This window comes from Paraburkholderia sp. WS6 (assembly GCF_030464835.1).
Classification (GTDB): Bacteria; Pseudomonadota; Gammaproteobacteria; order Burkholderiales; family Burkholderiaceae; genus Paraburkholderia; species Paraburkholderia madseniana.
In genome coordinates this window covers 15,433-38,235 of sequence record NZ_JALQCK010000058.1, presented here as the reverse complement: position 1 = coordinate 38,235, position 22,803 = coordinate 15,433, and the positions used below count along the sequence as shown (strand labels likewise).

The following is a 22,803-nucleotide window of genomic DNA, read 5'->3' as shown; positions in this document are numbered from 1 at the left end:
CGCAACCGCATCCTGTTGACTGAAGCGCGTGGCGCTTCAGTCAACAGATCGGCTCGTATCGATCCACCCCGCCCTCTACACGACTCCCTGAGCCACCATCGCAAGCAGTAACCGCTCTGCGCCGATGCCGAAACCCGCGCCTTCCCGATACGCCCCACCACCGACGATCTGCTGTTGCGCGCCAAGTTCGGTGCAGCGCATCTCGAAGCCCATGCCATTCAGGTAATAGCTAAGGCCGCGTCGAGCCGAACCGTCGATTTCGTAGCGCAGTCCGAACGAATCCAGAAAACCCGTGACGATCTCCTGGCTGCGCAGGTTGGCCCGTTGCGGATCCGGGCAAAGATATTCGAAACCGAGTTGCGAGAATTCGCGGTAACGGCCTGCCTGAGGCCGCTCATACCGATAGCACCGCGCGACGTAGAACACCATGCGCTCCGTTTGCCGTCCCAGCAGTTCCTTGCAACGCTCCTGAAAAAGCGCTGTCGCTTCCGGGATCAGACAGCACGGTCTGCCTTTCTTGTCCGGGAAAGCCCACATCTGTCCGATGACCTCACTGCCACCGGCTTTCTGGATAAAGGTGTCTTGTCCCCACAGCGCGGGAACGATCGCCTCCTCTGCCCCGGCTTCAATGAAGGTAGCTCCGGAAGCGGTTTTCGAGTGCACGAATCTGTGCGGCTTCGGTTCCGACGATAAAACGGGTTCCACGGATCATGGTCATGTCTGGTCTCTTGTGCGTAGAAATAAAAAAAGGCGCCCTTGGGCGCCTTGGTCGTTGGTGCATGAAACGGGATCAGTGAAGTCCCGATTCCCTGCTATGGACGTAACGAACCACGGCGCAACAGCATGCGGCCGTGATGGTGGTGAAAGTTGAACAGTACGTTACGGGATTCCATGGAGGGCATGGTCGCACATCGATTTAATTTTGGGAACACATCTCCACGCTCCACTCAATGCCGCCACGAACCATGCGGCAACTCGACGTCCCGCTGCGCCGCCGCCAATCCTTCGACGATGCCCGCACGATCCAGTGCAATGCAATAGACCGGCTTCGCACGCTCGAAGCGCCAACTGTCGGCGAGCGCACCGGCGTCGACTGGATCGAAGCCGAACTGATCGAGAAGCCCGCTCACGACGTGCTTGGCCCGCTCGTCATCGCCGGCGAATGGCAATGCCCGGCGGTTCGGCGCATCGGCAGGCTTGCCGTCCGTTTCCAGGTCTTTCGCCAGAATCGCATTGAAGGCCTTGACCACTTTCGCGCCCGGCAACGCGGTGGCCAGCATCTGACTGGTGGTCGTCGAGCGACTCTCGAGCGCCTCGATGTGGCCGTCGCGGTCGGGATAGTAGTTGCACGTATCGATCACGATCTTGCCGTCGAGTGCCGCAACCGGCAGCGCGTCAATATTGCTGAACGGCACGGTCACCACCACCACGTCGCCGAACTTCGCCGCCTCTTCAGCCGTGCCGAGCGCGCAGCCAAGCGCAGCGCCCGTACTGATCAAGGTTCGCGGATCACGGAAATTACTGATCATCACTTCGTGACCATGGTTCTTCGCGACAGTCGCTATCGCGCGGCCGAGAAAACCGGCGCCGAGAATGCCTATCTTCATGTTGCACACTCCATATCTATCCGCGGATCGTTCGGTTGAGCGCCCGCCCATCGGTGAGAAGCACTATGATTCAAAACTTCAACCGGATAAATGGGTGTAGTTTGATGGCTGTCGCAACCAGTAGTGGGGAATCATGGACCGCTTGACCAGCATGGCCGTGTTCGTGAAAACCGCCGACAGCGGCTCGTTCGCCGCGGCTGCGCTCGCCTTCGGCATCTCCGCGCAGATGGCCGGCAAGCATGTCAGCACGCTGGAGGAACGCGTCGGCGCGCGTTTGCTCAACCGGACCACGCGCCGCCAGAGCCTCACGGAGATCGGCCAGATTTTCTACGAACGCTGCAAGGCGTTGCTGGTGGATGCCGACGCGGCCGAATCGGTCGCGCAGGAATTGTCAGCCTCGCCGCGCGGACGTTTGCGCATCACCGCGCCGGTGACTTTCGGCGCCTGCTGTCTCGCGCCGATGATCACGCGTTACCTGAAGGCCAATCCCGAGGTGCGGGTCGAGCTGGCGCTGACCGACCGCTTCGTCGATCTGATCGACGAAGGCTATGAAGCCGCGATCCGCCTCGGCTCGCTGTCGGATTCGTCGTTGATCGCCCGACAGTTGATGCCGTACCGGCTGGTCGCCTGCGCGTCGCCTGACTACCTGGCCGAGCGTGGCGAGCCGCAGACGCCGCAGGCGCTGGCGGAGCACGAATGCCTGAGCTTCGTCTATACGAGCCTGCCGGTTCAAACCGAATGGCATTTCGCCGATGCCCAGGGCGAACACGTGGTGCCGATCTCAGGCCGCTTTCAGGCCAACGACGTGAAAGCGCTGCTGGCCGCGGCCCTCAATGGCGGCGGCGTGATCCTCGCGCCCGAAGTGGCGGTGAAGGACGAACTCGCCGCGGGCCGGCTGGTGCGTCTGCTGAACGGCTACGAAGCGCCCGCGCGCCCCATGCATCTGGTGTTTCCGGCCAGTCGCGCCACCCCGAAATTGCGCGCGTTTATCGATCAGGTGGTGGCCGAATTCGGGCCGCACGCCGCGTGAAATGGGCAGCCGGGTACATCCGGAAGACGGCCTGCACCACCCGCCAATCTCCACCCATTAGCCGCTAGAATTCCCGCCTTTGCCCGCGTCGGGCGCGCGACAAGGCAAAATACCGGTTTTGTGCGCGCAAAAACGCGCGGCAAGACCGGATGAATCAGACCTCGGCGGCAGGCTTGCCGCCGACCCTCGCAATGACGCACGACGACGGCCCCGCACGCCAATCAGGCACGTCAGGCCCGTCGCGTGCGGCGCAGCCAGGACAGCTCGTCCTTTAACAGAGCCCCTCAGGAGCATTCATGACCGATTCGAACCCGTCTTTCCTCGGCAGGATTTCACTTGCCGTCAGTACGTTTTTCAGCATCCTCGGCGATGGCGAATTCGCCGCCGGGGTGCTGCGTCTGCGTAACGGCGACGCAGGTAGCGCCGCACCCACGCCCGCTCCCGCCGCGGCACCGGCTCCCGCCCCGCAACCGGCGCCCACGCTGAAAGAAGCGAGCCCGGACGCCGCACTCCAACTGCTTGGCCTGCTGCAACGCGACGCGCGCTTCATCGATTTCGTCGAAGAAGATATCAAGGCCTATAGCGACGCCGACATCGGCGCCGCCGCCCGCCTCGTGCACGACGGCTGCCGCACGACGCTGCGCGAGCATTTCACGATCCGTCCGGTGCGCGACGAAGCCGAAGGCAGCCGCGTGACGCTGGCCGAAGGTTTCGACGCCACCTCGATTCGCCTGACCGGCAATGTGGTCGGCAAGGCGCCGTTTAACGGCAGCATCAGCCACCGCGGCTGGCGTGTCGACGAAGTGCGTCTGCCGAAGCTGACCGACAGCCATAACGCCAAGGTAATCGCACCGGCCGAGGTGGAGCTATGAGCGACGCACGCTTTTCAATCGGTATCGATCTGGGCACCACGCACTGCGCGCTCTCGTATGTGGACACGACAGCCAGCGACGGTGAAAAGACCACGCAAGGCGTGCTGCCGGTCGCACAACTTACAGGCCCAGGCGCGATCGACAATCTCGATCTTCTGCCCTCGTTCCTCTACCTGCCGCATCCGGACGAACTCGCCTCCGGCGACCTGTACCTCCCGTGGACCGGCCAGCGCGAATTCGCAGTCGGCGAGTTCGCCCGCAGCCGCGGCGCGGCCACGCCGATTCGGCTCGTGTCGAGCGCCAAGAGCTGGCTGTGCCATCCCGGCGTCGATCGTCGCGCGGCGATTTTGCCGAACGACGCGCCGCCTGAAGTCGCTCGCGTGTCGCCGCTCGAAAGCTCGGTGCGTTATCTGACGCACCTGCGCGAAGCGTGGGATCACGCGCATCCGGACGCGCCGTTCAGCCAGCAGGACATCACGGTGACGATCCCGGCGTCGTTCGATCCGGCCGCACGCGAGTTGACCGCAGAAGCAGCGGAAGCCGCCGGCTACGGCCGCATGACGTTGCTCGAAGAACCGCAAGCCGCGCTGTATAGCTGGATTCAGAAGAGCGGCGGCCAATGGCGCAAGCAGGTCAAGGTCGGCGACATCATTCTCGTGGTCGATGTGGGCGGCGGCACGACCGACCTCTCGCTGATCGCCGTGATCGAGCGCGAAGGCAATCTCGAACTGCATCGCGTCGCGGTCGGCGAACACATTCTGCTCGGCGGCGACAACATGGACCTCGCGCTTGCCCACGTGGTCGCGCGCAAACTTGCCGCGCAGGGTACCCAGGCCGACGCGTGGCAACTGCGCGCCCTCACCTATGCCTGCCGCTCGGCGAAGGAAACGCTGCTCAGCGATCCGTCGACCGATACCGTGCCGCTCGTCGTGCCGAGCCGCGGTTCGAAGCTGATCGGCGGTTCGATTCGCACCGAGCTCACGCGTGCGGAGTTGACCCAGACGATCCTCGAAGGTTTCTTCCCGCAGGTGGATAGCGGGGCGCGTCCGGTGAGCCGCGCGCGTGCCGGTCTGACGCAACTCGGCCTGCCGTATGCACAGGACGCGGGCATCACGCGGCATCTGGCGGCCTTCCTTGGCCGTCAGGTGGGCGCGCTGGCCGAACTCGAAGGCTTGCGCGATATCGCCACGACGGAAGGCGCGACCTTCCTGCACCCCACTGCCGTGCTCTTCAACGGCGGTGTGTTCAAGTCGCCGCTGCTGGTCGAGCGGATCATGGGCACGCTCAATGGCTGGCTCGGTGCCGAAGGCGCACCGCAAGCCCGCCTGCTCGAAGGTGCGGATCTCGATCTCGCCGTCGCGCGCGGCGCGGCTTATTACGGCTATGTACGGCGCGGCCAGGGCGTGCGCATTCGAGGCGGCACCGCACGCGCGTACTACATCGCGATCGAATCGGCGATGCCCGCCGTCCCCGGTCTCGAGCCGCCCGTGCAGGCGCTGTGCGTCGCACCGTTCGGCATGGAGGAAGGCACGGACGCCGAACTGCCGGCGCAGGAGTTCGGGCTGGTCGTCGGCGAGCCGGTGCACTTCCGCTTCTTTGGATCGTCGGTGCGTCGTCAGGATCAGGTCGGCACGCTGCTCGACTTCTGGGGTCCCGAGGAATTGCAGGAACTGGAGGAAATCCAGGCAACGCTGCCGTCCGCCGGCCGCACCGCCGGCGAAGTCGTGCCGGTGAAACTGCATGCGCGCGTGACGGAAGCCGGCACGCTCGAACTCGAAGCCGTGCCGCGCGGCACCGACGAACGCTGGAAGGTCGAGTTCGACGTGCGCGGCAGCGCCAATGCATGACTGAAGTGAAGCTGAAGCGCTACAGCGTCGGCATTGATCTCGGCACCAGTAACACGGTGCTGGCCTACGCCGCGGTGGGCTCGCAGGAGATTCGCGTCTTCGAGATCGATCAGTTGGTGAGTCTCGGCGAAGTCGCCGCGCGGCCGCTGCTGCCTTCGGTGCGGTATCACGCGGCGCCGGGCGAGCTGAGTGCGGGCGATCTGCAGTTGCCGTGGCGCGCGCCTGACGGTTCGATCGGTAACGCTGCCGGAAGTCAGCAGGATCCACCGGTAGTGATCGGCAGGCTCGCGCGTGCGCTCGGCGGCCAGGTGCCGGGACGGTTGGTGGCGAGTGCGAAAAGCTGGCTGTCGCACGCGTCGGTGGACCGGGTCGCGCCGATCCTGCCGTGGGGCGCCGCGGACGATGTCCGCAAGGTCTCGCCGGTCGAAGCCAGCGCGAGCTATCTGGCGCACGTGCGGGCGGCCTGGAATCAACGCTTTCCCGACGCGCCACTCGAAGCGCAAGACATCGTGCTGACGGTGCCCGCTTCTTTCGACGAAGGCGCACGAGCGCTAACGGTGGAAGCAGCGCGGATGGCGGGCCTGCCCACATTAAGGCTGCTCGAAGAACCGCAGGCCGCGTTCTACGACTGGCTGTTTCATCATCGCGAAAGTCTTGCGACTGAACTTTCGGACACGCGACTCGTGCTGATCTGCGACGTAGGCGGCGGCACCACCGACCTCACGCTGATCGAAGTCCGCATGCGCGACGGCGAGCCGGAGCTCACGCGCATCGGCGTGGGCAACCATCTGATGCTCGGCGGCGACAACATGGATCTTGCGCTCGCGCATCGCGTCGAGGCGCGTTTGCCTCAAGCGGGTAACGAGCGCACGCGTCTATCGGCGGCGAGCCTCTCACAACTGGTCGAGCGTTGCCGCGGCGCGAAGGAACAACTGCTTGGCCCAGACGCGCCGGAGTCGGCTTCGATCACGCTGCTCGGCGCGGGCTCGAAGCTGATCGGCGGCGCGCGCACGGCGCAGGTCACGCGCGAGGAAGTCGAGCAGATCATCGTCGACGGATTCTTTCCGGCGGTGGCATCGAACGAACGACCCGGCAGGCCGCGCGGCGCGATCGTCGAGTTCGGCCTGCCCTATGCCACCGACGCGGCGGTCACGCGTCATATCGCGGCGTTTCTGAACCGCTTCGCGGCGCAGTCGCGTAAGGCGCTGGGTTCCGCTTCTGATTCCTCCGCGCTTCCTTCCGATATGGGCGAAGCTCGGGACGAGTCTTTGCCGGTGCCTGACACGCTGTTATTGAACGGCGGCGTGTTCCGCGCGGAAGCACTCGCACAACGCCTGTCTAGCACCTTGGGCGCATGGCGCGGTGAACCGCTCAACGTTCTGCACAACGACAATCCCGACGTCGCCGTGGCGCGCGGCGCGGTCGCTTATGCCCTCGCCCGCACTGGCCAGGCGCCGAAAATCGGTGGCGGCTCGGCGCGCAGTTACTTCCTCGTGCTGGATGAAACCAGTGACGGTGCACGCGAAACAGAACCGGCGCAACGCGGCATCTGCCTGCTGCCGCGCGGCACTGAAGAAGGCCATGAGATCCGGATCGAAGACCTTACGTTCGCACTGCGCCTCGGCCACCCTGTGCGCTTTCACCTGGCCTCTTCAAGCGCGGATACCGTTTATCAACCAGGCGAGATGGCCGACCTTGCACAAGGCGATTTCGTTCGGCTGCCACCTATTGCGACGATCGTGCAACAGCGCGGCGCGAGCACGACGCGCGGCGAAACCGCGGTACAGATCGCAACCTCTCTCACGGAAGTGGGCACGCTTGAAGTCCACTGCATCGAGCTCGACAATCCGGCGCAACGCTGGCTGCTCGAATTCCAGTTGCGTCGCGCAGATGCCCAGGTGAATTTGGCAGCGGACCCGGCACAAGCCCGGCACCCCGCGCTCGACCAGGCGATCGACCATATCGACCGCTGCTTCGGCACGCGCGCGCAAAAAATCGACCCGAAAGAAATCAAACGCCTACGCTCGCAACTCGAACAACTGCTCGGGCCGCGCGAAGGTTGGAACAGCGCGTTGTTGCGTGAATTGTTCGGCGCGCTGTGGGAGCGTGCGCGCCGCCGGCGGCGCTCGGCGGACCACGAACGCTTGTGGCTGAATCTCGCAGGCTATTGCGTGCGGCCCGGCTTCGGCTATCCGCTCGACGAATGGCGTGTGGAGCAACTCTGGTCGCTCTTCGACGACGGCATCCAGTACGTCAACGAAAGCCAGGTGTGGTCGGAATGGTGGACGCTATGGCGTCGCGCTGCGGGCGGCCTCGACGAAAGCGCGCAACTACGCGTGCTCGACGCGATGGCCTATCTGCAAACGGCCGCGCAATCGCGTCACAAACTGCCCTTCGACGTGTCGAAAACCGGCTTCACCGACATGGTCAGGCTAAGCGCGTCGCTCGAACGCATTCCGGTCGAACGCAAGATCGAACTCGGCGAATCCGTGCTCACGCGCTTGAAGAAGCCCGCGGAAAATCATCAGAGTTGGTGGGCGGTCGGCCGCATCGGTGCGCGGCGGCCGTTCTATGGCAGCACGCATAGCGTCGTGCCGCCGGACATCGCGGCGCTTTGGCTGAACACGATCCTCGCGCTCGACTGGAAGAAGGTCGACCCCGCGGCATTCGCCGCCGTGCAGATCGCCCGCATGACCGGCGACCGCTCGCGCGATCTGCCCGAAGACGTGCGCCATGCCGTGGTGCGAAAACTCGACGCGGCCAATGCGCCGCGCGCGTGGATCACGATGGTCGGCGAGACCGTGGAACTCGATGATGCCGACGAAGGCCGTGTGTTCGGAGAATCGCTGCCTGCGGGGCTGAAGCTGATAACTGCAACGCCATGAGCGAGCGCCAGGGTGCGGGCACTGCGCGAAGGTCAGTTGACGAACTGCAGTGCCCCACCGGGTCCGGCCACGACGTGACGGCACCAGTCCACAGGACCGCCTTCTTTGGTGGACCAGTCTTCGGTCAGGCAGTAGCGGCCGTCATTGGAAATCGACCAGTGTCCGGATGTCTTCTGCACGCCCTGCTTGCCGCCCGGTCGGGGCATGCGCGTGATCGTGGCGCTGCCGTCTTCGTTATTGGTCCAGTTCCTGACTCGTCCGCTGTCGTTCGTGCGCTCCATCGTCGAGCCTGGCACCGCCTTCGCCAGTGCTTCTTTGGTCATGGGCGTCTGGTCATCGGCCATTGAAACCGCCGACACCAGGGTGAGAACCAGCAGTGTGGATCTGCCAAACGCGTTCATAGGCCGCCTCCGCTTGCACCGGTTAGCGACGCCGTCCGGCTAAACCGGCCGGGTCGTCTGTGTGGACTGCAGTGCATTATCGCGCCGCTATGATCCGACGGGAACCGCGCCGTCGTCAGCGAGCTTCCGTATAGACCCGTCCCCGCGCCAGGCGGCCTGCCCTAAGCCATCGTCACCAGATTCCTGCCGTCGTGTTTCGAGCGATACAGCGCCCGGTCCGCGCTCGCGAAGCCCTCGCGATGCGCCAGCCGCGACCCCTCGGTCATGCGCGTCAACGAGGCGCCGACGCTTACTGTCACCATGCCGAGCGGCGAGGCGCGATGTTCGATCGCCAGATCTTCCACGCCTTGCCGCAGCACTTCGAGCGTGCCTTCAAGCGCCACCGGCTCCGCTCGCAGCACCAGCAGGCCAAACTCCTCGCCCCCCATGCGCCCGGCGATGATGCGCTCGCCGTCGGCCGCCGCCTGCATCACCGACGCCACCTTGCGCAAACAATGGTCGCCCGCCTGGTGGCCGTAGGTGTCGTTGTATTGTTTGAACCAGTCAACGTCGACTACCACTGAACCCATCACGTCGCCCTCGCGTGCGTCTTTCCACTTGCGCGCGATGCTTTCCAGCAGGAAGCGGCGGTTGTACAACTGGGTGAGCGGGTCGATCGCGGTGGCCGTGCGCATTTTCAGATCGTTTTCGATCATCGCGCGCAGGTGGTAAAACACGCCGCGTTGCGACGCATCCAGGCGGCCGGGTGCCGGGTCCATCGCGCACAGGGCGCCGACGATCTCGCCGTTCGGCGCGCGCAGTGCAATCGCCGCGTAAAAGCGCACGAAGGGATGGCGCTGCACCAGCATGCATTCACCGAAACGGGTGTCGTCGTGGGCATCCTCGATGACGAACAACTCCGCGTCGCGCACCGCGTAGTCGGCCAGCGAACGAGCGCGGGTCACGAGCGGCATCGCCATGCCGACTTCGGCCCGGTAGTGCTGATGCTCCTCGTCGAGCAACGTGATCGCGGTGATCGCCGCGCCGGTTACGCTCTTCAGGATTTCCGCCGCGTGCGTGAAGCATTCGCGCATCACCTGATCGTCATGCAACAACCACTCGATGACCGACGATTCCACCTCGGGTTCGCCAGCGGCGGACGGATCAACCAACATCCTGCTGGACAGACGATCGTTACTGTAAGCGAGTTGCACGGCTGGGTTCCCGGAAGTGACTAGCTCGTGTCAACGGCATCTGCATTCGAAACTTGAGCGGTAGGAAGCTGATTCATTCAGCAGACAATTGCAACCTGCAATCGTGTAATCCGGATGTTCTGCGGTGCAGCCGAACGCCTTTGTGCCTCGCATTCGCTTAAGGCCGCTCGCCTCGCGCCAACCGTGCATCAATATCACGCACCACAGGCATCAGATCCGCCACGCTATCGATCACATAGTGCGCCCCGGCGGCCTGCAACTTCTGAATCGCCGCCTTGCGCCGCCATGCAAACTCATCCGGCGCCAGCGCCTTGACATCGTCCTCGGTCATGCCGAAAGCATTGCCGCTGACGGCAACACCCACCGCCCACGTGCCGCCGTTGATCCCTTCCTCGATACCGACCTCGGTGTCGTCGACCTTGATCGCATCCTTCGCACGCCACACACCCAATTCCGGCAACGTCTTGTAGATCATGTACGGCGACGGACGCCCTTCCGGCGTGTCACCCGTACACACGATACTGTCCGGCGAAAAACCCTGAGCCGCCGCGCCGGGCACGATCTCGGCCATGATTTCGCGCGTGTAGCCGGTGGTCGTGCCGATCCTGATGTCGTCGCTACGCAGCGCGCTCGTCACTTCCGCCACGCCCGGAATCACCGAACTGTAGCTCGCGGCCACCGCGATGTTCTTCGGCACGAAGACGTCGTACACCGCGTCGATGTCCGCTTCGCCCGGCTTGTGGCCATATTTGTCGGCCCATGCTTGCGACACGCGCGGCAAGGCCATCAGCGCCGCGATATGCGGACGCTTGGCCATGCCCATCGGGCCGCGTGCTTCGTCGATCGTGATCGACACGCCGAACTGCTCGAACGTCTCGACAAACGCACCCATCGGCGCCAACGAACCATAATCGACCACCGTGCCGGCCCAGTCGAAAATCACTGCTTTTACGTGTTTCATTTACTTCGATTCTCTGGAGGTTGTAAGGCTCGCGCGACGTGCCGCGCATTTGTATTCCGCACTCAAGCTGCGCTGCTCAAGCCGCTTCGGCCAGGGTCTTGCGCTCTTCGAGCGCGGCCGCCGGCGGCGCGGCGTGCGCGACGCCCATCGCTTGCAGCGACTGCGCGCAGGCTCGCACCACGCGGTGCATCACGCGCTCATCCACCTGGCCGATGCAGCCGATTCGGAAGCTGTCCACCACCGTCAGCTTGCCCGGATAGATGATGAAACCCTGCTTCTTCATCAATTCATAGAAGTGCTCGAATTTGAACGACGGATGCGCAGGCGCAAAAAACGTCACGATGATCGGGGAGCGCCAACGCGCGTTCAGCAGCGGCTCGAAGCCGAGTTCCTGCATGCCCGCGACCAGCACGTCGCGATTGTTCGCGTAACGCGCGAGACGCCCGGCCTGGCCGCCTTCGAGCTTGTGCAGACGCAATGCTTCGATAAACGCGGCGACGGTATGCGTCGGCGGCGTGAAGCGCCATTGGCCGGTGCGGTTCATCACGTCCCACTGGTCGTACACATCGAGCGAGAGCGAATGGCTGCGGCCCTTGGCCTCCTGCAATGCACGCTTGCGAGCGATCACGAAGCCGAAACCGGGCACGCCTTCGATGCATTTGTTCGCCGACGAGACAAACGCCTCGCAAGGAATCTGACGCACATCGAGCGGCACCGCGCCGAATGCGCTCATCGAGTCGATCAGCAGCTTGCGGCCTTTTTTTGCGGTGGCGGCGGCGATTTCTTCGATCGGATTGAGAATCCCGGAGCTCGTTTCACAATGCACCGCGACCACGTGCGTGATGCGCGGATCGGCGTCCAGCATGCTTTCGACTTCGGCGCCGCGCGGCGGCAGGTAGTCGCCCTTGTCGAGCACCGTGCAGGCACGGCCGAGATAACCGAGGGTGGTTGCAATGCGCTTGCCGTAGGCGCCGTTGGCCAGAACCAGGGCGTGGCCGTCGCGCGGAATCAGGCTGCCGAGCATGGCTTCGACGCAATAGCTGCCGCTGCCCTGCAGCGGCACGCAGTCGTACTCGCCGTCGCTGTCGCCGGCAATGTCCAGCAGGCTGCGGCGCAGTTGGGCGGTCATTGCGCGGAAGTCGCCGTCCCACGAACCCCAGTCGCGCAGCATCGCTTCCTTGGTCGACAACGCCGTGGTCAGCGGTCCCGGCGTCAACAGATACGGCTCGCCCTGGGCCGGTGCGGCACACATCACGGTTGAAGGCAGTGCGGACACTGTCGGGGCGCTGTCGATGACGCTTTCCATGGTCGGAATCTCCGATATCGCTGTTGCGGTCATGACACGGTACAGAAAGGCTGTCCATCGGTAAAATCGATATAATCGATGCAGGTATCGCAAAAACTTATCTATCGGTGAGGCAGACGTGCAATACGCGCAATTGCGGGCTTTTCATGCGGTCGCGGAACACGGCGGATTTTCCAAAGCGGCGCAGGCGCTGTCGCTCACGCAGCCGGCGGTGTCGGATCACGTGAAGCGACTCGAGCAGGATTACGGTGTGAAATTGTTCGAGCGCGGCCCGCGCGGCGTCGAAACCACCGAACTCGGCCTGCGTCTCTTCACCGTGACGCGGCAGATGCTTAGCTGCGAGCGCGACGCGCGGCAACTGCTCGAATCCGCGGGTGGGCTCGAGTCCGGCTCGCTCTCGCTGGTGGCGGACGCGCCCGATCTGGCCGTCGCGCTGATTGGCGCCTTTCGCAAGCTGCATCCGGGGATCGTCGTAACGCTCTCGATCGCCAATGCCGCGGATTGCATGCAGCGCGTGTTGTCGAGCGCGGTCGACGCCGCCATTACCGCCGCCCCGCAGGTGCACAGCCGGCTCGAGTCACGCGTGCTGCGGCGCGATCCGCTGGTGGCCATGGTGCCGGTGAGCTATCCCGTGGCGAAGAAACGCAAGCTGAGCTACGCGGAACTCGTGCAACAGCCGATGATTTTTCGCGAGCGGCAATCGGTCACTCAGCAATTGCTGGAAATCGAACTGGTGCGCGAGTCGTTGCAGGTCGAACCGGTGATGTACGTGGACGGGCGTGAAGCGCTGGAGGAAGCGGTCGCGCAAGGCATGGGGGTGGGCGTGATCGCGCGCGCCGAATTCAATGAATCGCGGCGGATCAGGATGATTCCGCTTCAGGATTGTCAGGTGCAGATGATCGAATCGCTCACGCGGCTTGCTGAAAGGCCGGGGTCGAATCTGTTGGACGCGTTGTTTGCGGTGGAGCTGACAAGCACCGCTACTGTGGCGGCGCAATAAAACAATAAGCCGCCGGGCAACGATTGCCCGGCGGCGTTTTCATGCAGTCCTGGCGCAGCGGACGCGTGTCGGGGCGGTGCATGGCATCGCCACACGAACCCACCACTACGCGCCGCTCGCCAATGCTGTTACCGCGAACCGCCGCTGGCGATCAGGCTTTCGCCGGTCATCCAGCGCGAGTCGTCGGAGGCAAGGAACACGGTGACGTCGGCGATATCGTCAGGTTGACCGATACGGCCAAGCGGCGTTGTGCTGACCGCCCAGGCCTCGAAGTCCGAGCCGATGAAGCCGGCGGTATGCGTGCCTTCCGTTTCAACCATGCCGGGATTCACAGAGTTGACGCGAATCTTGCGCGGGCCGAGTTCGCGTGCGAGCACGCCGGTGATGGCGTCCACCGCGCCCTTGGTGGCGGTATAGACCGAGCTGCCCGGCGGCGTGATGCGGCTGACGACCGAGCTGACGTTCACGATGCTGCCGCCTTCGCCCAGATGCTTCACCGCCGCTTGCGTGACCAGGAGCAGGCCCAGCACGTTCACGTCGAAGTGCTTGTGGAAGTGCGCTTCGGTGATGTCTTCGATCGGCGCCATCTCATACACGCCGGAATTGTTGACCAGAATGTCGAGGCGGCCATAGGTTTCGACTGCCGCATCGATGATGCCTTTCGCGTCCGCCGCCTTGGACACATCGCCGCCAACGGCCACTGCCTTGCCGCCCGCCGCGGTGATTGCGGCGACCACGTCGTCTGCGCCGGCCTTGCTGGACGCATAGTTCACCACCACCGATGCGCCTTGCGCCGCCAATGCTTTCGCAATCGCGGCACCGATACCTTTCGATGCGCCCGTTACAACCGCAACCTTACCTGTGAGTTTGCTCATGATCGTTTCCTTTGGATGGAGTTCGCGCCGGCGTCGCTGTCGCGAAGATTCGCGGGGCTGACGCCGATGAAGCGAGACATGCAGTGGCGCTGTCACTGGACACAATGTAGGCACACTGGCCACATGGATAAAGCGGCTGGAAACGAATAGATACGTCGGATGAGCCGAACAATCGGCAAGACGTTGGGGGCAGAACGCACGGGGGAAGGTCAAACAAAGGCGCGGCGGGCACCGACGCTGACGCCGGCGCGACACCGCCTGGCTTCATCGCTTCGACGCAAACCCGCCGAAAAACGACTGCGCGTTCGCATCGAGCGTTTCGATGTGATACCCGCCTTCCTGCACGATCAACGTCGGCAGTTTCAGCGCACCGACTTGGCCGCCGAGTTGGCCGAAGCCCTCGGTCGTCACCGCCACCATCGATTGCGGATCGTCCTTGTAGATGTCGAAGCCCAGTGCAACGACCAGCACATCCGGTTGAAAACGGGCGAGAACGCGCAGCGCCGCGTCGACTTGCTCGAAGAACGCGGCTTCCGTTGAACCATGCGGCATCGGCAGATTGACGTTGTAGCCCTCGCCTTTCTCAGCGCCGCGCTCGTCCTCGAACCCCGCTACCACGGGATAGAAGTTCGTCGGATCGCCGTGGATCGACACGTACAACACGTCGTCACGACCGTAGAAAATCTCCTGAATGCCCTGGCCGTGATGCATGTCGGTATCGAGAATCGCGACGCGCCCGTACTTTTGCCGCAGCGCCTGCGCTGCAACCGCCGCATTGTTCAGATAGCAGAAACCGCCGGCCGCTTCGGCACGCGCGTGATGGCCCGGCGGGCGGCATAACGCGTACGCTTCACCCGCACCGTCGAGAATCGCGTGCGCGCCGGCCAGCGCGCTCTGCGCCGACCAGTAAGCGGATTCGTAGGTATCCGCGCCGACCGGACAACTACCATCGGCGAGATAGCGTGCCGCTTGCGCAAGCACTCCGCGCAACGGATTGTTCTCGCGGATATACACGTTCGACATCACTTCGTCGCCCCACTCCGCGGGAATCTTTTTCCATTCGCGGTGCGCTTCTTCCAGGAAGCGCAGATAGTTCATCCCATGCACCGCGGCGAGCGGCGCAGCACCGAAATCCGCCGGTTCCTGCACGTCGAAGCCGAGCCTCTTCACGGCTTCGACGAGGCGCAACGCACGTTCGGGCACTTCCTGCGGCGTGCGCATCTGGCCGCGCGACAGATAGCTGCGCGGATGATGCTTCAACTGCGCCGGATGAAAAAACGTCTGCATATTCCAGTTCCTTTGCTTCAGGCGTAGGCCGGTACGGTCATCATCGCACGCGCCGGGAACGTCCTTGATTTCATTTGATTCAGCTTGCAGGCAGTGCTTCGGGGGCATCCGCACGACGGTGTTTCAGCGCATCCAGTGCGACGATGCACGACAACGAGATGCCGGCGAGGCACGTGTAAAACACGGCAAGCGGCCACCATTGCCCGGTAAATTTGTGCGCGAGCCATGTCCCCGCCAGCGGCGTCAAACCACCCGCAATCGCGCCGCACACCTGATACGACAGCGAGATCGCCGAATAACGCACCCGCACCGGAAACACGCCGCTGACAAAGCCCGCGATCACCGAATAGAAACTCGCCATGCACACCACGGCAAGCGCGATGCCGACAATCATCGATAGCCGGCTGCCGCTTTCCACGAGCGTGAACATCGGATAGGGCGAGAGCATCGCGGCGAATGCGGCCAACTTGAGGAAGCGCGCACCGCCGATCTTTTCAGCAAGCCATGCGGCGAGCGGTTGCGACAGAAACTGGATGATTGCGACCGCGAACAGGCAATCGAGAATCAGCGATTTCGACACGCCGATGTTTTGCGTGGTGTACGAAATCATGAAAGTGTTGGTGAAGTACACGCCCGCAATGCCGATCGTATTCGCGCCGATGCACAGCGCAACGAGCGCGCCGGAGGAACGGAACACTTCGGCAATCGGCAACTCGACGGTACGCTTCGCCTCTTTCTCGCGCTGGAATTCCGGCGACTCGTTCACACCGATACGGATGAAAATGCCGACCGCGAGCAATACCGCGCTCGCCAGAAACGGCAGACGCCAGCCATACGCGATGAAATCGTCGTGCGGCATCGACGTGACCGCGCGAAATGCGATCAGCGAGAGAATCAGCCCGGCCGGGCTGCCCAGTTGCGCGAACGAAGCGAAGAACGTGCGCCGCCCTTTCGGCGCATGTTCGCCGGCCATCAGCACGGCGCCGCCCCACTCGCCACCCACCGCCACGCCTTGCACCACCCGCAGCAACACCAGCAGCACCGGCGCGAGCACGCCCACCTTCGTATAAGCCGGCAGCAAGCCGACGCACACGGTAGCGACGCCCATCATCATCAGCGTGGTCATCAACGCCTTCTTGCGGCCGATACGATCGCCCAGGTGGCCGAAGATCACGCCGCCCAACGGCCGCGCGAAGAAGCCGACCGCGAAGGTCGCGAACGACGCCATCGTGCTGACAAACGGGTCATGCGAGGGGAAGTACAACTCGCCGAACACCAGCGCGGCAGCCGTGGCATAGATGTAGAAGTCATACCACTCGATCATCGTGCCGATGAAAGCGGCGCTGGCCGCTCGCACGGGCTGACGGGTGGCTTGGGGTGAAGCGTTCATGGCGGCTCCTCTGTCGCGATGCCTGATATCAGGCCATCTTGTGAGGTGTTTTATCGCCAGCCATAAAATATTAGTCAAATTTCGGTTTATTATCCCAGCTATAAATCTGGCTAATGTCGAAGGTGATTCCATGACTCAGTTGCGCGCGGACGTCACGCGTTTTTTGAATGACCGGCTCGACTGGAACCTGCTGCGCACCTTCCTCGTCATCATGCAGGAGCGCAGCGTCAGCCGTGCCGCAGCCCGTTTGCACCTGACTCAACCGGCAGTTAGCCAGGCGCTTAAACGGCTCGAAGACACGCTCGGGCGCAATCTGATCCAGCGCCGCGGTCCGCACTTCGAACCAACCCGCGCCGGCGAGGAGGTGTACCGCATCGCCAGCGATATTTACGGCCACATGTCGCGGCTGGAAACCGAACTCGACGACCGCAGCGACGACATCACCGGGTCGATCCGGCTCCTGTCGGTGAGCCGGATCGACTCCGGCGTCTATGACGAATTCCTGGCGGAATTCCACAAGACCTATCCGCGCGTGGATTTGCAGATCGAAGTGATGCGCTCGTCGGACATCATCTCGTCACTGCTGCAAAAAACGGCCACAGCCGGGCTCGGCTTGTGCCGCACCCCCGTCGACAAACTCGAACAGCGCTGCTTTCTGCGGCAACGGTATGCGCTTTTCTGCGGGCGGCATCATCGGCTGTTCGGGCGGCATGCATTGTCGATCGATCAATTGCTGGCGGAAAACTTCGTGTCGTTCACCAGTGACCAGATCGGCGACAGCCTTTCGCCGCTTACCGTGTTTCGCGATCAGCGCGGCTTTACCGGACGCATCGTGGCGGCCTCGCCGAGCCTCGACGAAGTGCGGCGGCTGATCTTCGCGGGCTACGGCATCGGCTGTCTGCCGGAGCACATCGTGCGCGACGATCTCGCGCAGCAGCGGCTGTGGCGTCTGCCACCCGAAGAGGGTCTGGTCGACGTCGACATCGATCTGCTGTGGCTGCGCGCACGCAAGATGAACGCCGCCGAGCAGGCGTTTCTCGATGGAATGGAGCGCACGATGCAACGCTATGCGCTACCTGAGCGGCTTGCGCCGCGCTAACCGAAGATGAGCCTGATGGTTCACCGATTTCCGCATTTGCGGATGAACGCGATCTGCACCGCCACACTTGCCAGCACCGCCAACGCGCCTAACGTATCCAGAATAGTCGACCACATAATCCAGCCCTCCCTGCTTCACGCTCCCCACTTCCTGATCAAACGAATACGCGCGCCAGTAACTGAATCGACCGGATGCAAGGCGATCTCGGCGCGGGCATCTGGCGGGTGTCGAAGGATGACGAAGGCGCGTGGCTGACACCCTATTATCAATGTGATTTATTTCATAACTGATTTTTAATCGATTTGCCTGATTGTCGGCGGCTTCTTATCCTTGACGCACAACCGGCCGCCGCGCATTGCATGCGGCGTCCGCTCTGCCCCTCCCTGTCCTTTGGCCAGCAAGATCATGGAAAGAACCACCTTCAGCGTACGCGTCGACAGCGTGCGTGACGAAGCGCACGGCGTGCGCTCGTTCAGCATCTCGCGTCTGGACGGACAACCGTTCGACCGCTACGAGCCCGGCGCCCATATCGACGTCACCGTGCCCTCAGGCGTCACGCGGCAATATTCCTTGTGTGGCGACCCGGATCATCGTGAAGCGCACCTGTTTGCCGTCAAGCGTGAGGACGCGTCGCGCGGCGGCTCGCGCTCGCTGCATGAGGACGTGACGGTCGGTTGCGAATTGACGATCGGCGCACCGCGCAATCTGTTCCAGCTTGCGTCCGGCGCGAGCGAGCACATTCTGATTGCGGCCGGCATTGGCGTCACGCCGCTGCTGAGCATGGCCTATCGCCTGCTCAAGCAGAACGAGCGCTTCGTGTTGCATTATTTCGCGCGCAGCGCGGAGCATGCGGCGTTCTTGCCGTTGCTGTCGCGCGCACCGTTCAGTGATTTCGTGCGGCTTCATTTCGGCGTCGAAAAAGAACAGCTCGATGCGGTGCTGGCCGATTGCGTGGCAAGTGCGGGCGAGAGGTCGCACATTTATACCTGCGGCCCGGGGCCCTTCATGGAACGCGTGGTAGCGATCGGCGAACAGCGCGTGGCTTCCGAGGCGATTCACCTTGAACGCTTCGCCGCCGAGCCCGCTTCGGCGGCTAGCAGCGAATCAAACGCGCTCGATGCATTCGATGTACAGATCGCCAGCAGCGGCGCTACGGTTCATGTCGATAAAAATACGACGATCGTCGCGGCGTTGGCGTCGATCGGTATCGAAGTCGATACCTCATGCGGCGAAGGCGTATGCGGGACCTGTATGGTCGATGTGGTGAGCGGCACGCCCGAGCATCGCGACCATTGCCTGAGCAAAGCTGAAAGGGCAAGCGGAAAAGTGATCTGCTGCTGCGTCTCGCGCGCCACGTCACCGCTGCTGGTGCTCGATCTTTAAGGTTTTTTAGTGCCGGCCAGGTGCTGCATTCGCAGCACCTTCTTCCTTCCGTCTTTACCGGTCGTCGTCGCGAATCGACGATGCGTGCCGGCACAGTGCGCGCACTTCGACATCCATATACGGAAACAGCGGTAACTGGCTCAGCACGTCATGCAGTTGCGCGGGGCTTTCCACATCGAACACGCTGATGTTTGCGTAGCGCCCAGCGATGCGCCACAAGTGCCGCCATACACCCTCTTCCTGTAGCTTCTGCGACATGGCTTTCTCATCTGATTTCAAGCGCGCGGCGCGCTCGGCGTCCATATCGAGCGGCAGGTTGACGGTCATCTCAACGTGAAACAGCATGTTGGCTCTCCTTTTCTGATCGGTAATGAAAAACCCCGACTACGCGGAATACTCCGCCGCGCAGCCAGGGTCGATAGATTCATGCGGTACGTGTATGCGTTTTCAGGCGTCGGCCCATTAGAGCGCCACAGCCACAGCCTCAGGCTTCAGCGCGCAGCCGTTCCACTTCGGCGCCCGGCAGGTTGTCGCGCTCCTTGAACAGCGTGAAGTCGAAGTCGATCAGCGCAAACTGGCCTTCCACGCCATAAGGCTTGCCTTCCGCGCCCTCGGCCTGCTTGACCGCCGGCACGAGGCCGTCGCGTGTGGCGAACGCAAAGTCGTCCCACAGATACGGATCGCCGTCGATGTTGATCTGCGTGGTCAGCTTGCGGCAGCCCGGCGCCGACACGAAGAAGTGGATATGCGCCGGACGATGCCCATGACGGCCCAACTGATCGAGCAACAGTTGCGTCTGCCCTTGCGGCGGCACCGAGTAACCGACCGGCACCACACTGCGGAAGCTGTACTTGCCTTCGGCATCCGTGCGAATCGAGCGGCGCAGATTGAAAGCCGGCTGCGACTTGTCGAAGTACGAGTAGTTGCCGAGATGATTCGCGTGCCACACTTCAACCAGCGCATTCGCGAGCGGCTTGCCGTCTTCGGCAAACACGCGGCCACGCATCACCAGCGTCTGACCGGGATCGCTGCCGTCATCGAGTCGTGCATGCCCGTCGGACACCGGTGCGCCCGCCACATACAACGGTCCTTCGATGGTGCGCGGCGTACCGCCTTCAATACCTGCCTTGGCTTCCGCTTCGTCCATACGCAGATCGAGAAAATGCTCGAAGCCGAGGCCCGCGGCCAACAGACCGAGCTCGCCGCTCTTGCCCGCGTCGCCGAGATAATTCAGCGCGGTCCAGAACTCGGCCGGTTGCACGTCGAGGTCTTCGATCGTATAGAACAGATCCTGGACGATGCGGTTGACGATCTGCTTCGTGCGCGGATTGCCTTCGCTGGTGGCACTGTCGTTGATTTTCTGCAGCAGTGCGTCGATAGCTTGCTTGTTCATGGGGTATCTCCTTCGTTTAATGTTCTCGGCGGTTAGCGGATGAACCGTCAGTTCGTGGTAACGCTTGCACCTTTGCGCGTATCGCGCCGCAGGCGGTCGATCTTGTCCCAGTCCAGCGTGATGCCGAGACCGGGTCCTTGTGGAAGATACAACGCAAAGTTTTCGTAGCGCAGCGGCTCGGTGAGAATCTCTTCGGTCAGCAGCAATGGCCCAAAGAGTTCAGTGCCCCACTTCAGTTCGCCGAACGTGCTGAAGAGTTGCGCCGAGGCGATCGTGCCCACCGCGCCTTCGAGCATCGTGCCGCCATACAGGTCGATGTTCGCGGCGAGCGCAATCGCCGCCACCTGCGCGGCGCCAGTCAGGCCGCCCGATTGCGCGATCTTGATGGCGAAGACGTCGGCCGCACGCGCGCTGGCGATGGCGAATGCGTCCGCCGGGCCGTGCAACGCTTCGTCCGCCATGATCGGCACCTGAGCGAGATCCGTCAGACGTTTAAGGCCAGCGCGATCCTCCGCGGCAATCGGCTGCTCGATCAGCGCAACACCTGCATCGGCGAAGCGCTTGCCGGCCCAGATCGCTTCGGATTCGGTCCATGCCTGGTTCACGTCGACACGCACTTCGCCGCGTCCTTCCAGCGCTTTCTGAATCGCCACGACGTGCGCGACGTCGTCGACAAGCGCGCGCGAGCCGATCTTCAACTTGAACACGCGATGCCGCTTCGTTTCGAAAACACGCTCGGCTTCGTCGATATCGCGGGTCGTGTCGCCACTTGCGAGGGTCCACGCCACGTCAACCGAATCGCGTACTCGGCCGCCGAACAACTCCGACAGAGGCACGCCGAGACGCTGCGCCTGGGCATCGAACAAAGCGGTTTCAACTGCGGATTTCGCAAAGCGGTTGCCCTGAAACAGCGCGCGCAGCTTCGCCATTGCCGCGCCTGGACGGGTTGCGTCCATGTCTTTGAGCAGCGGCGCGAAGTACGTATCGATGTTGACCTTGATACTTTCCGGGCTTTCCTCGCCGTATGCGAGGCCGCCGATGGTGGTGCCCTCGCCCACGCCAACCATACCGTCGGCGCAACGGATGCGCACCAGCACGAGCGTCTGGCAATTCATCGTTGCAACCGAAAGCCGGTGCGGACGAATCGTCGGTACGTCGACGAGAATCGTCTCCACGCTCTCGATCTTCACGGGTGTTGCTATCATTCGTTGCTCTCCTGAACTGCTTTCATGAGAGCCCCATAGTAGAAACAACCCGCGAAGCAGTCCAACACCGATTCCGACTACTTCCATACCGTAGGGGTATGCATGGAACTTCGCCAACTCCGCTATTTCATTGCGGTCGCCGAAGAAATGAACATCACGCGGGCCGCCAATCGCCTGCATATGACGCAGCCGCCGCTTAGCCGCCAGATCCAGCAGATCGAGGAAAGCGTTGGCCTCGCGCTGTTCGAGCGCGGCTCGCGGCCGCTGCGGCTGACCGAAGCCGGCCGCATTTTCTATGCGCAGGCCAAGCGTCTGGTCGACGACGCCGACGAACTCGCCCCGCTTACGCGGCGCCTCGCGCAACTGGCCGAGCGCATCGTGATCGGCTTCGTGCCGTCCACGCTCTATGGCGCGCTGCCGGCGGTGATCCGCGCATTTCGTGAGGCGGCGCCGCACATCGAGTTGTCGTTGATCGAAATGTTCACGATCGAGCAACTCGGCGCCCTCAAAGGCGGCCGTATCGACGTGGGTTTTGGCCGCTTGCGTTTCGACGATGCACAACTGGCGCGCGAAGTACTCGTCGAAGAACGGATGATTGCCGCGTTGCCGCAAAACCATCCGCTCGCACGCCAGAAGAAGCCGCTGACGCTGGCCGCGCTCGCCGAGGAAACGCTGATCGTTTATCCGAGCACGCCGCGGCCGAGCTATGCGGACCAACAGCTATCGGCGATGCACGACCATGCGTTGGAGCCGAAAGCGGTCCATGAAGTGAGGGAGTTGCAAACCGCACTGGGGCTGGTTGCGGCGCAGGTCGGCGTGTGTCTCGTACCGGAAAGCGTTGAGGGTTTGCGCGCACATGGCGTGGTGTACCGGCCGGTTCCGGCGGCCAATATCTCGTCGCCGATCATCATGAGCCGACGCTTGCAGGATGAATCGCCGACAACCACGTTGCTGTGTTCGCTGGCCCGGGAGTTGTTCAAGCGGGGTTGAAGGCGCGGAAGGTGGCTTGAAGCGGGCTCAAAGCGGGCTCAAAGCGCCTCTTAATCCGCCGGCCGGCTCCGCGCCCGGG

20 protein-coding genes are annotated in these 22,803 nt (G+C 63.1%); 8 read left to right on the top strand and 12 right to left on the bottom strand.

What is annotated here, in order from left to right; genetic code table 11:
- Positions 1–75 precede the first annotated feature (75 nt).
- Together M0D64_RS40555 and M0D64_RS40550 are read right to left on the bottom strand one after the other, a co-directional pair.
- On the bottom strand, positions 76–663 hold the full coding sequence (locus tag M0D64_RS40555) for an ATP phosphoribosyltransferase regulatory subunit (protein WP_266261804.1): 588 nt from the start codon (positions 661–663) through the stop codon (positions 76–78).
- Between the two features lie 284 nt (positions 664–947).
- The gene (locus M0D64_RS40550; protein WP_266261803.1) at positions 948–1,607 is read right to left on the bottom strand and encodes an NADPH-dependent F420 reductase; all 660 of its coding nucleotides are present in this window, start codon (positions 1,605–1,607) and stop codon (positions 948–950) included.
- A gap of 133 nt (positions 1,608–1,740) precedes the next feature.
- On the opposite strand from M0D64_RS40550, the gene M0D64_RS40545 reads away from it, so the two are divergent.
- The 4 genes from M0D64_RS40545 to M0D64_RS40530 all read left to right on the top strand — a co-directional run bounded on the left by M0D64_RS40545 (position 1,741) and on the right by M0D64_RS40530 (position 8,241).
- Positions 1,741–2,637, top strand: a complete 897-nt coding sequence (locus M0D64_RS40545; RefSeq protein ID WP_266261802.1) for a LysR family transcriptional regulator — start codon at positions 1,741–1,743, stop codon at positions 2,635–2,637.
- 296 nt (positions 2,638–2,933) lie between these two features.
- On the top strand, positions 2,934–3,509 hold the full coding sequence (locus M0D64_RS40540; RefSeq protein WP_266261801.1) for a DUF2760 domain-containing protein: 576 nt from the start codon (positions 2,934–2,936) through the stop codon (positions 3,507–3,509).
- Complete coding sequence (locus M0D64_RS40535; RefSeq protein WP_266261800.1) at positions 3,506–5,356, top strand: Hsp70 family protein; 1,851 nt, start codon at positions 3,506–3,508, stop codon at positions 5,354–5,356. The genes M0D64_RS40540 and M0D64_RS40535 overlap by 4 nt, the downstream gene beginning before the upstream one ends.
- Positions 5,353–8,241, top strand: coding sequence for an Hsp70 family protein (locus M0D64_RS40530; RefSeq protein WP_266261799.1), 2,889 nt, complete (start codon positions 5,353–5,355; stop codon positions 8,239–8,241). Before M0D64_RS40535 ends, M0D64_RS40530 begins: the two co-directional genes overlap by 4 nt.
- 32 nt (positions 8,242–8,273) lie before the next feature.
- Here the strand turns inward: M0D64_RS40530 and M0D64_RS40525 are convergent, their stop codons facing one another.
- The 4 genes from M0D64_RS40525 to M0D64_RS40510 all read right to left on the bottom strand — a co-directional run bounded on the left by M0D64_RS40525 (position 8,274) and on the right by M0D64_RS40510 (position 12,102).
- Positions 8,274–8,642, bottom strand: coding sequence for a DUF995 domain-containing protein (locus M0D64_RS40525; RefSeq protein ID WP_266261798.1), 369 nt, complete (start codon positions 8,640–8,642; stop codon positions 8,274–8,276).
- A gap of 161 nt (positions 8,643–8,803) precedes the next feature.
- Positions 8,804–9,835, bottom strand: coding sequence for a diguanylate cyclase (locus tag M0D64_RS40520; protein WP_266261797.1), 1,032 nt, complete (start codon positions 9,833–9,835; stop codon positions 8,804–8,806).
- Positions 9,836–9,992: 157 nt separating this feature from the next.
- Positions 9,993–10,796 (bottom strand): phosphonoacetaldehyde hydrolase, encoded by an 804-nt coding sequence (gene phnX / locus M0D64_RS40515; protein ID WP_266261796.1) that lies wholly within the window; start codon positions 10,794–10,796, stop codon positions 9,993–9,995.
- Between the two features lie 76 nt (positions 10,797–10,872).
- A complete protein-coding gene (locus M0D64_RS40510; RefSeq protein WP_266261795.1) occupies positions 10,873–12,102 on the bottom strand; it encodes a 2-aminoethylphosphonate--pyruvate transaminase in 1,230 nt (409 codons plus the stop codon).
- 118 nt (positions 12,103–12,220) lie between these two features.
- Here M0D64_RS40510 and M0D64_RS40505 point away from each other — a divergent pair, with 118 nt between their 5' ends.
- Positions 12,221–13,102, top strand: coding sequence for a LysR substrate-binding domain-containing protein (locus tag M0D64_RS40505; protein ID WP_168435713.1), 882 nt, complete (start codon positions 12,221–12,223; stop codon positions 13,100–13,102).
- A gap of 128 nt (positions 13,103–13,230) precedes the next feature.
- Here M0D64_RS40505 and M0D64_RS40500 read toward each other — a convergent pair whose 3' ends face one another.
- From M0D64_RS40500 to M0D64_RS40490, 3 genes are all read right to left on the bottom strand, one after another.
- Entirely contained in the window at positions 13,231–13,977 is a 747-nt protein-coding gene (locus M0D64_RS40500) for a glucose 1-dehydrogenase (protein WP_171927293.1), read from the bottom strand.
- Between the two features lie 264 nt (positions 13,978–14,241).
- Positions 14,242–15,264, bottom strand: coding sequence for a histone deacetylase family protein (locus M0D64_RS40495; protein ID WP_266261794.1), 1,023 nt, complete (start codon positions 15,262–15,264; stop codon positions 14,242–14,244).
- 79 nt (positions 15,265–15,343) lie between these two features.
- On the bottom strand, positions 15,344–16,654 hold the full coding sequence (locus tag M0D64_RS40490; RefSeq protein ID WP_266261793.1) for an MFS transporter: 1,311 nt from the start codon (positions 16,652–16,654) through the stop codon (positions 15,344–15,346).
- Between the two features lie 139 nt (positions 16,655–16,793).
- On the opposite strand from M0D64_RS40490, the gene M0D64_RS40485 reads away from it, so the two are divergent.
- Positions 16,794–17,753, top strand: a complete 960-nt coding sequence (locus tag M0D64_RS40485; RefSeq protein ID WP_054041525.1) for a LysR family transcriptional regulator — start codon at positions 16,794–16,796, stop codon at positions 17,751–17,753.
- A gap of 405 nt (positions 17,754–18,158) precedes the next feature.
- Complete coding sequence (locus M0D64_RS40480; RefSeq protein ID WP_266261792.1) at positions 18,159–19,136, top strand: PDR/VanB family oxidoreductase; 978 nt, start codon at positions 18,159–18,161, stop codon at positions 19,134–19,136.
- Positions 19,137–19,190: 54 nt separating this feature from the next.
- Here the strand turns inward: M0D64_RS40480 and catC are convergent, their stop codons facing one another.
- The 3 genes from catC to catB2 form a co-directional block, all read right to left on the bottom strand.
- Positions 19,191–19,481 (bottom strand): muconolactone Delta-isomerase, encoded by a 291-nt coding sequence (catC, locus tag M0D64_RS40475; protein ID WP_154560763.1) that lies wholly within the window; start codon positions 19,479–19,481, stop codon positions 19,191–19,193.
- Between the two features lie 139 nt (positions 19,482–19,620).
- Positions 19,621–20,529, bottom strand: a complete 909-nt coding sequence (gene catA / locus M0D64_RS40470) for a catechol 1,2-dioxygenase (RefSeq protein WP_266261791.1) — start codon at positions 20,527–20,529, stop codon at positions 19,621–19,623.
- Positions 20,530–20,576: 47 nt separating this feature from the next.
- Positions 20,577–21,734: a muconate cycloisomerase CatB2 gene (catB2, locus tag M0D64_RS40465; RefSeq protein ID WP_266261790.1), complete on the bottom strand. Its 1,158-nt coding sequence runs from the start codon at positions 21,732–21,734 to the stop codon at positions 20,577–20,579.
- A gap of 102 nt (positions 21,735–21,836) precedes the next feature.
- On the opposite strand from catB2, the gene M0D64_RS40460 reads away from it, so the two are divergent.
- Positions 21,837–22,724, top strand: coding sequence for a LysR family transcriptional regulator (locus tag M0D64_RS40460; RefSeq protein ID WP_154560760.1), 888 nt, complete (start codon positions 21,837–21,839; stop codon positions 22,722–22,724).
- Positions 22,725–22,803: the final 79 nt, after the last annotated feature.

Coding starts and splice junctions, on each gene's coding strand:
- M0D64_RS40530 (WP_266261799.1), top strand. CDS start 5,353: ATGACTGAAGTGAAGCTGAAGCGCTACAGCGTCGGCATTGATCTCGGC.
- catB2 (WP_266261790.1), bottom strand. CDS start 21,734: ATGATAGCAACACCCGTGAAGATCGAGAGCGTGGAGACGATTCTCGTC.
- M0D64_RS40550 (WP_266261803.1), bottom strand. CDS start 1,607: ATGAAGATAGGCATTCTCGGCGCCGGTTTTCTCGGCCGCGCGATAGCG.
- phnX (WP_266261796.1), bottom strand. CDS start 10,796: ATGAAACACGTAAAAGCAGTGATTTTCGACTGGGCCGGCACGGTGGTC.
- catA (WP_266261791.1), bottom strand. CDS start 20,529: ATGAACAAGCAAGCTATCGACGCACTGCTGCAGAAAATCAACGACAGT.
- M0D64_RS40535 (WP_266261800.1), top strand. CDS start 3,506: ATGAGCGACGCACGCTTTTCAATCGGTATCGATCTGGGCACCACGCAC.
- M0D64_RS40490 (WP_266261793.1), bottom strand. CDS start 16,654: ATGAACGCTTCACCCCAAGCCACCCGTCAGCCCGTGCGAGCGGCCAGC.
- M0D64_RS40545 (WP_266261802.1), top strand. CDS start 1,741: ATGGACCGCTTGACCAGCATGGCCGTGTTCGTGAAAACCGCCGACAGC.
- catC (WP_154560763.1), bottom strand. CDS start 19,481: ATGCTGTTTCACGTTGAGATGACCGTCAACCTGCCGCTCGATATGGAC.
- M0D64_RS40480 (WP_266261792.1), top strand. CDS start 18,159: ATGGAAAGAACCACCTTCAGCGTACGCGTCGACAGCGTGCGTGACGAA.
- M0D64_RS40460 (WP_154560760.1), top strand. CDS start 21,837: ATGGAACTTCGCCAACTCCGCTATTTCATTGCGGTCGCCGAAGAAATG.
- M0D64_RS40500 (WP_171927293.1), bottom strand. CDS start 13,977: ATGAGCAAACTCACAGGTAAGGTTGCGGTTGTAACGGGCGCATCGAAA.
- M0D64_RS40525 (WP_266261798.1), bottom strand. CDS start 8,642: ATGAACGCGTTTGGCAGATCCACACTGCTGGTTCTCACCCTGGTGTCG.
- M0D64_RS40510 (WP_266261795.1), bottom strand. CDS start 12,102: ATGGAAAGCGTCATCGACAGCGCCCCGACAGTGTCCGCACTGCCTTCA.
- M0D64_RS40540 (WP_266261801.1), top strand. CDS start 2,934: ATGACCGATTCGAACCCGTCTTTCCTCGGCAGGATTTCACTTGCCGTC.
- M0D64_RS40495 (WP_266261794.1), bottom strand. CDS start 15,264: ATGCAGACGTTTTTTCATCCGGCGCAGTTGAAGCATCATCCGCGCAGC.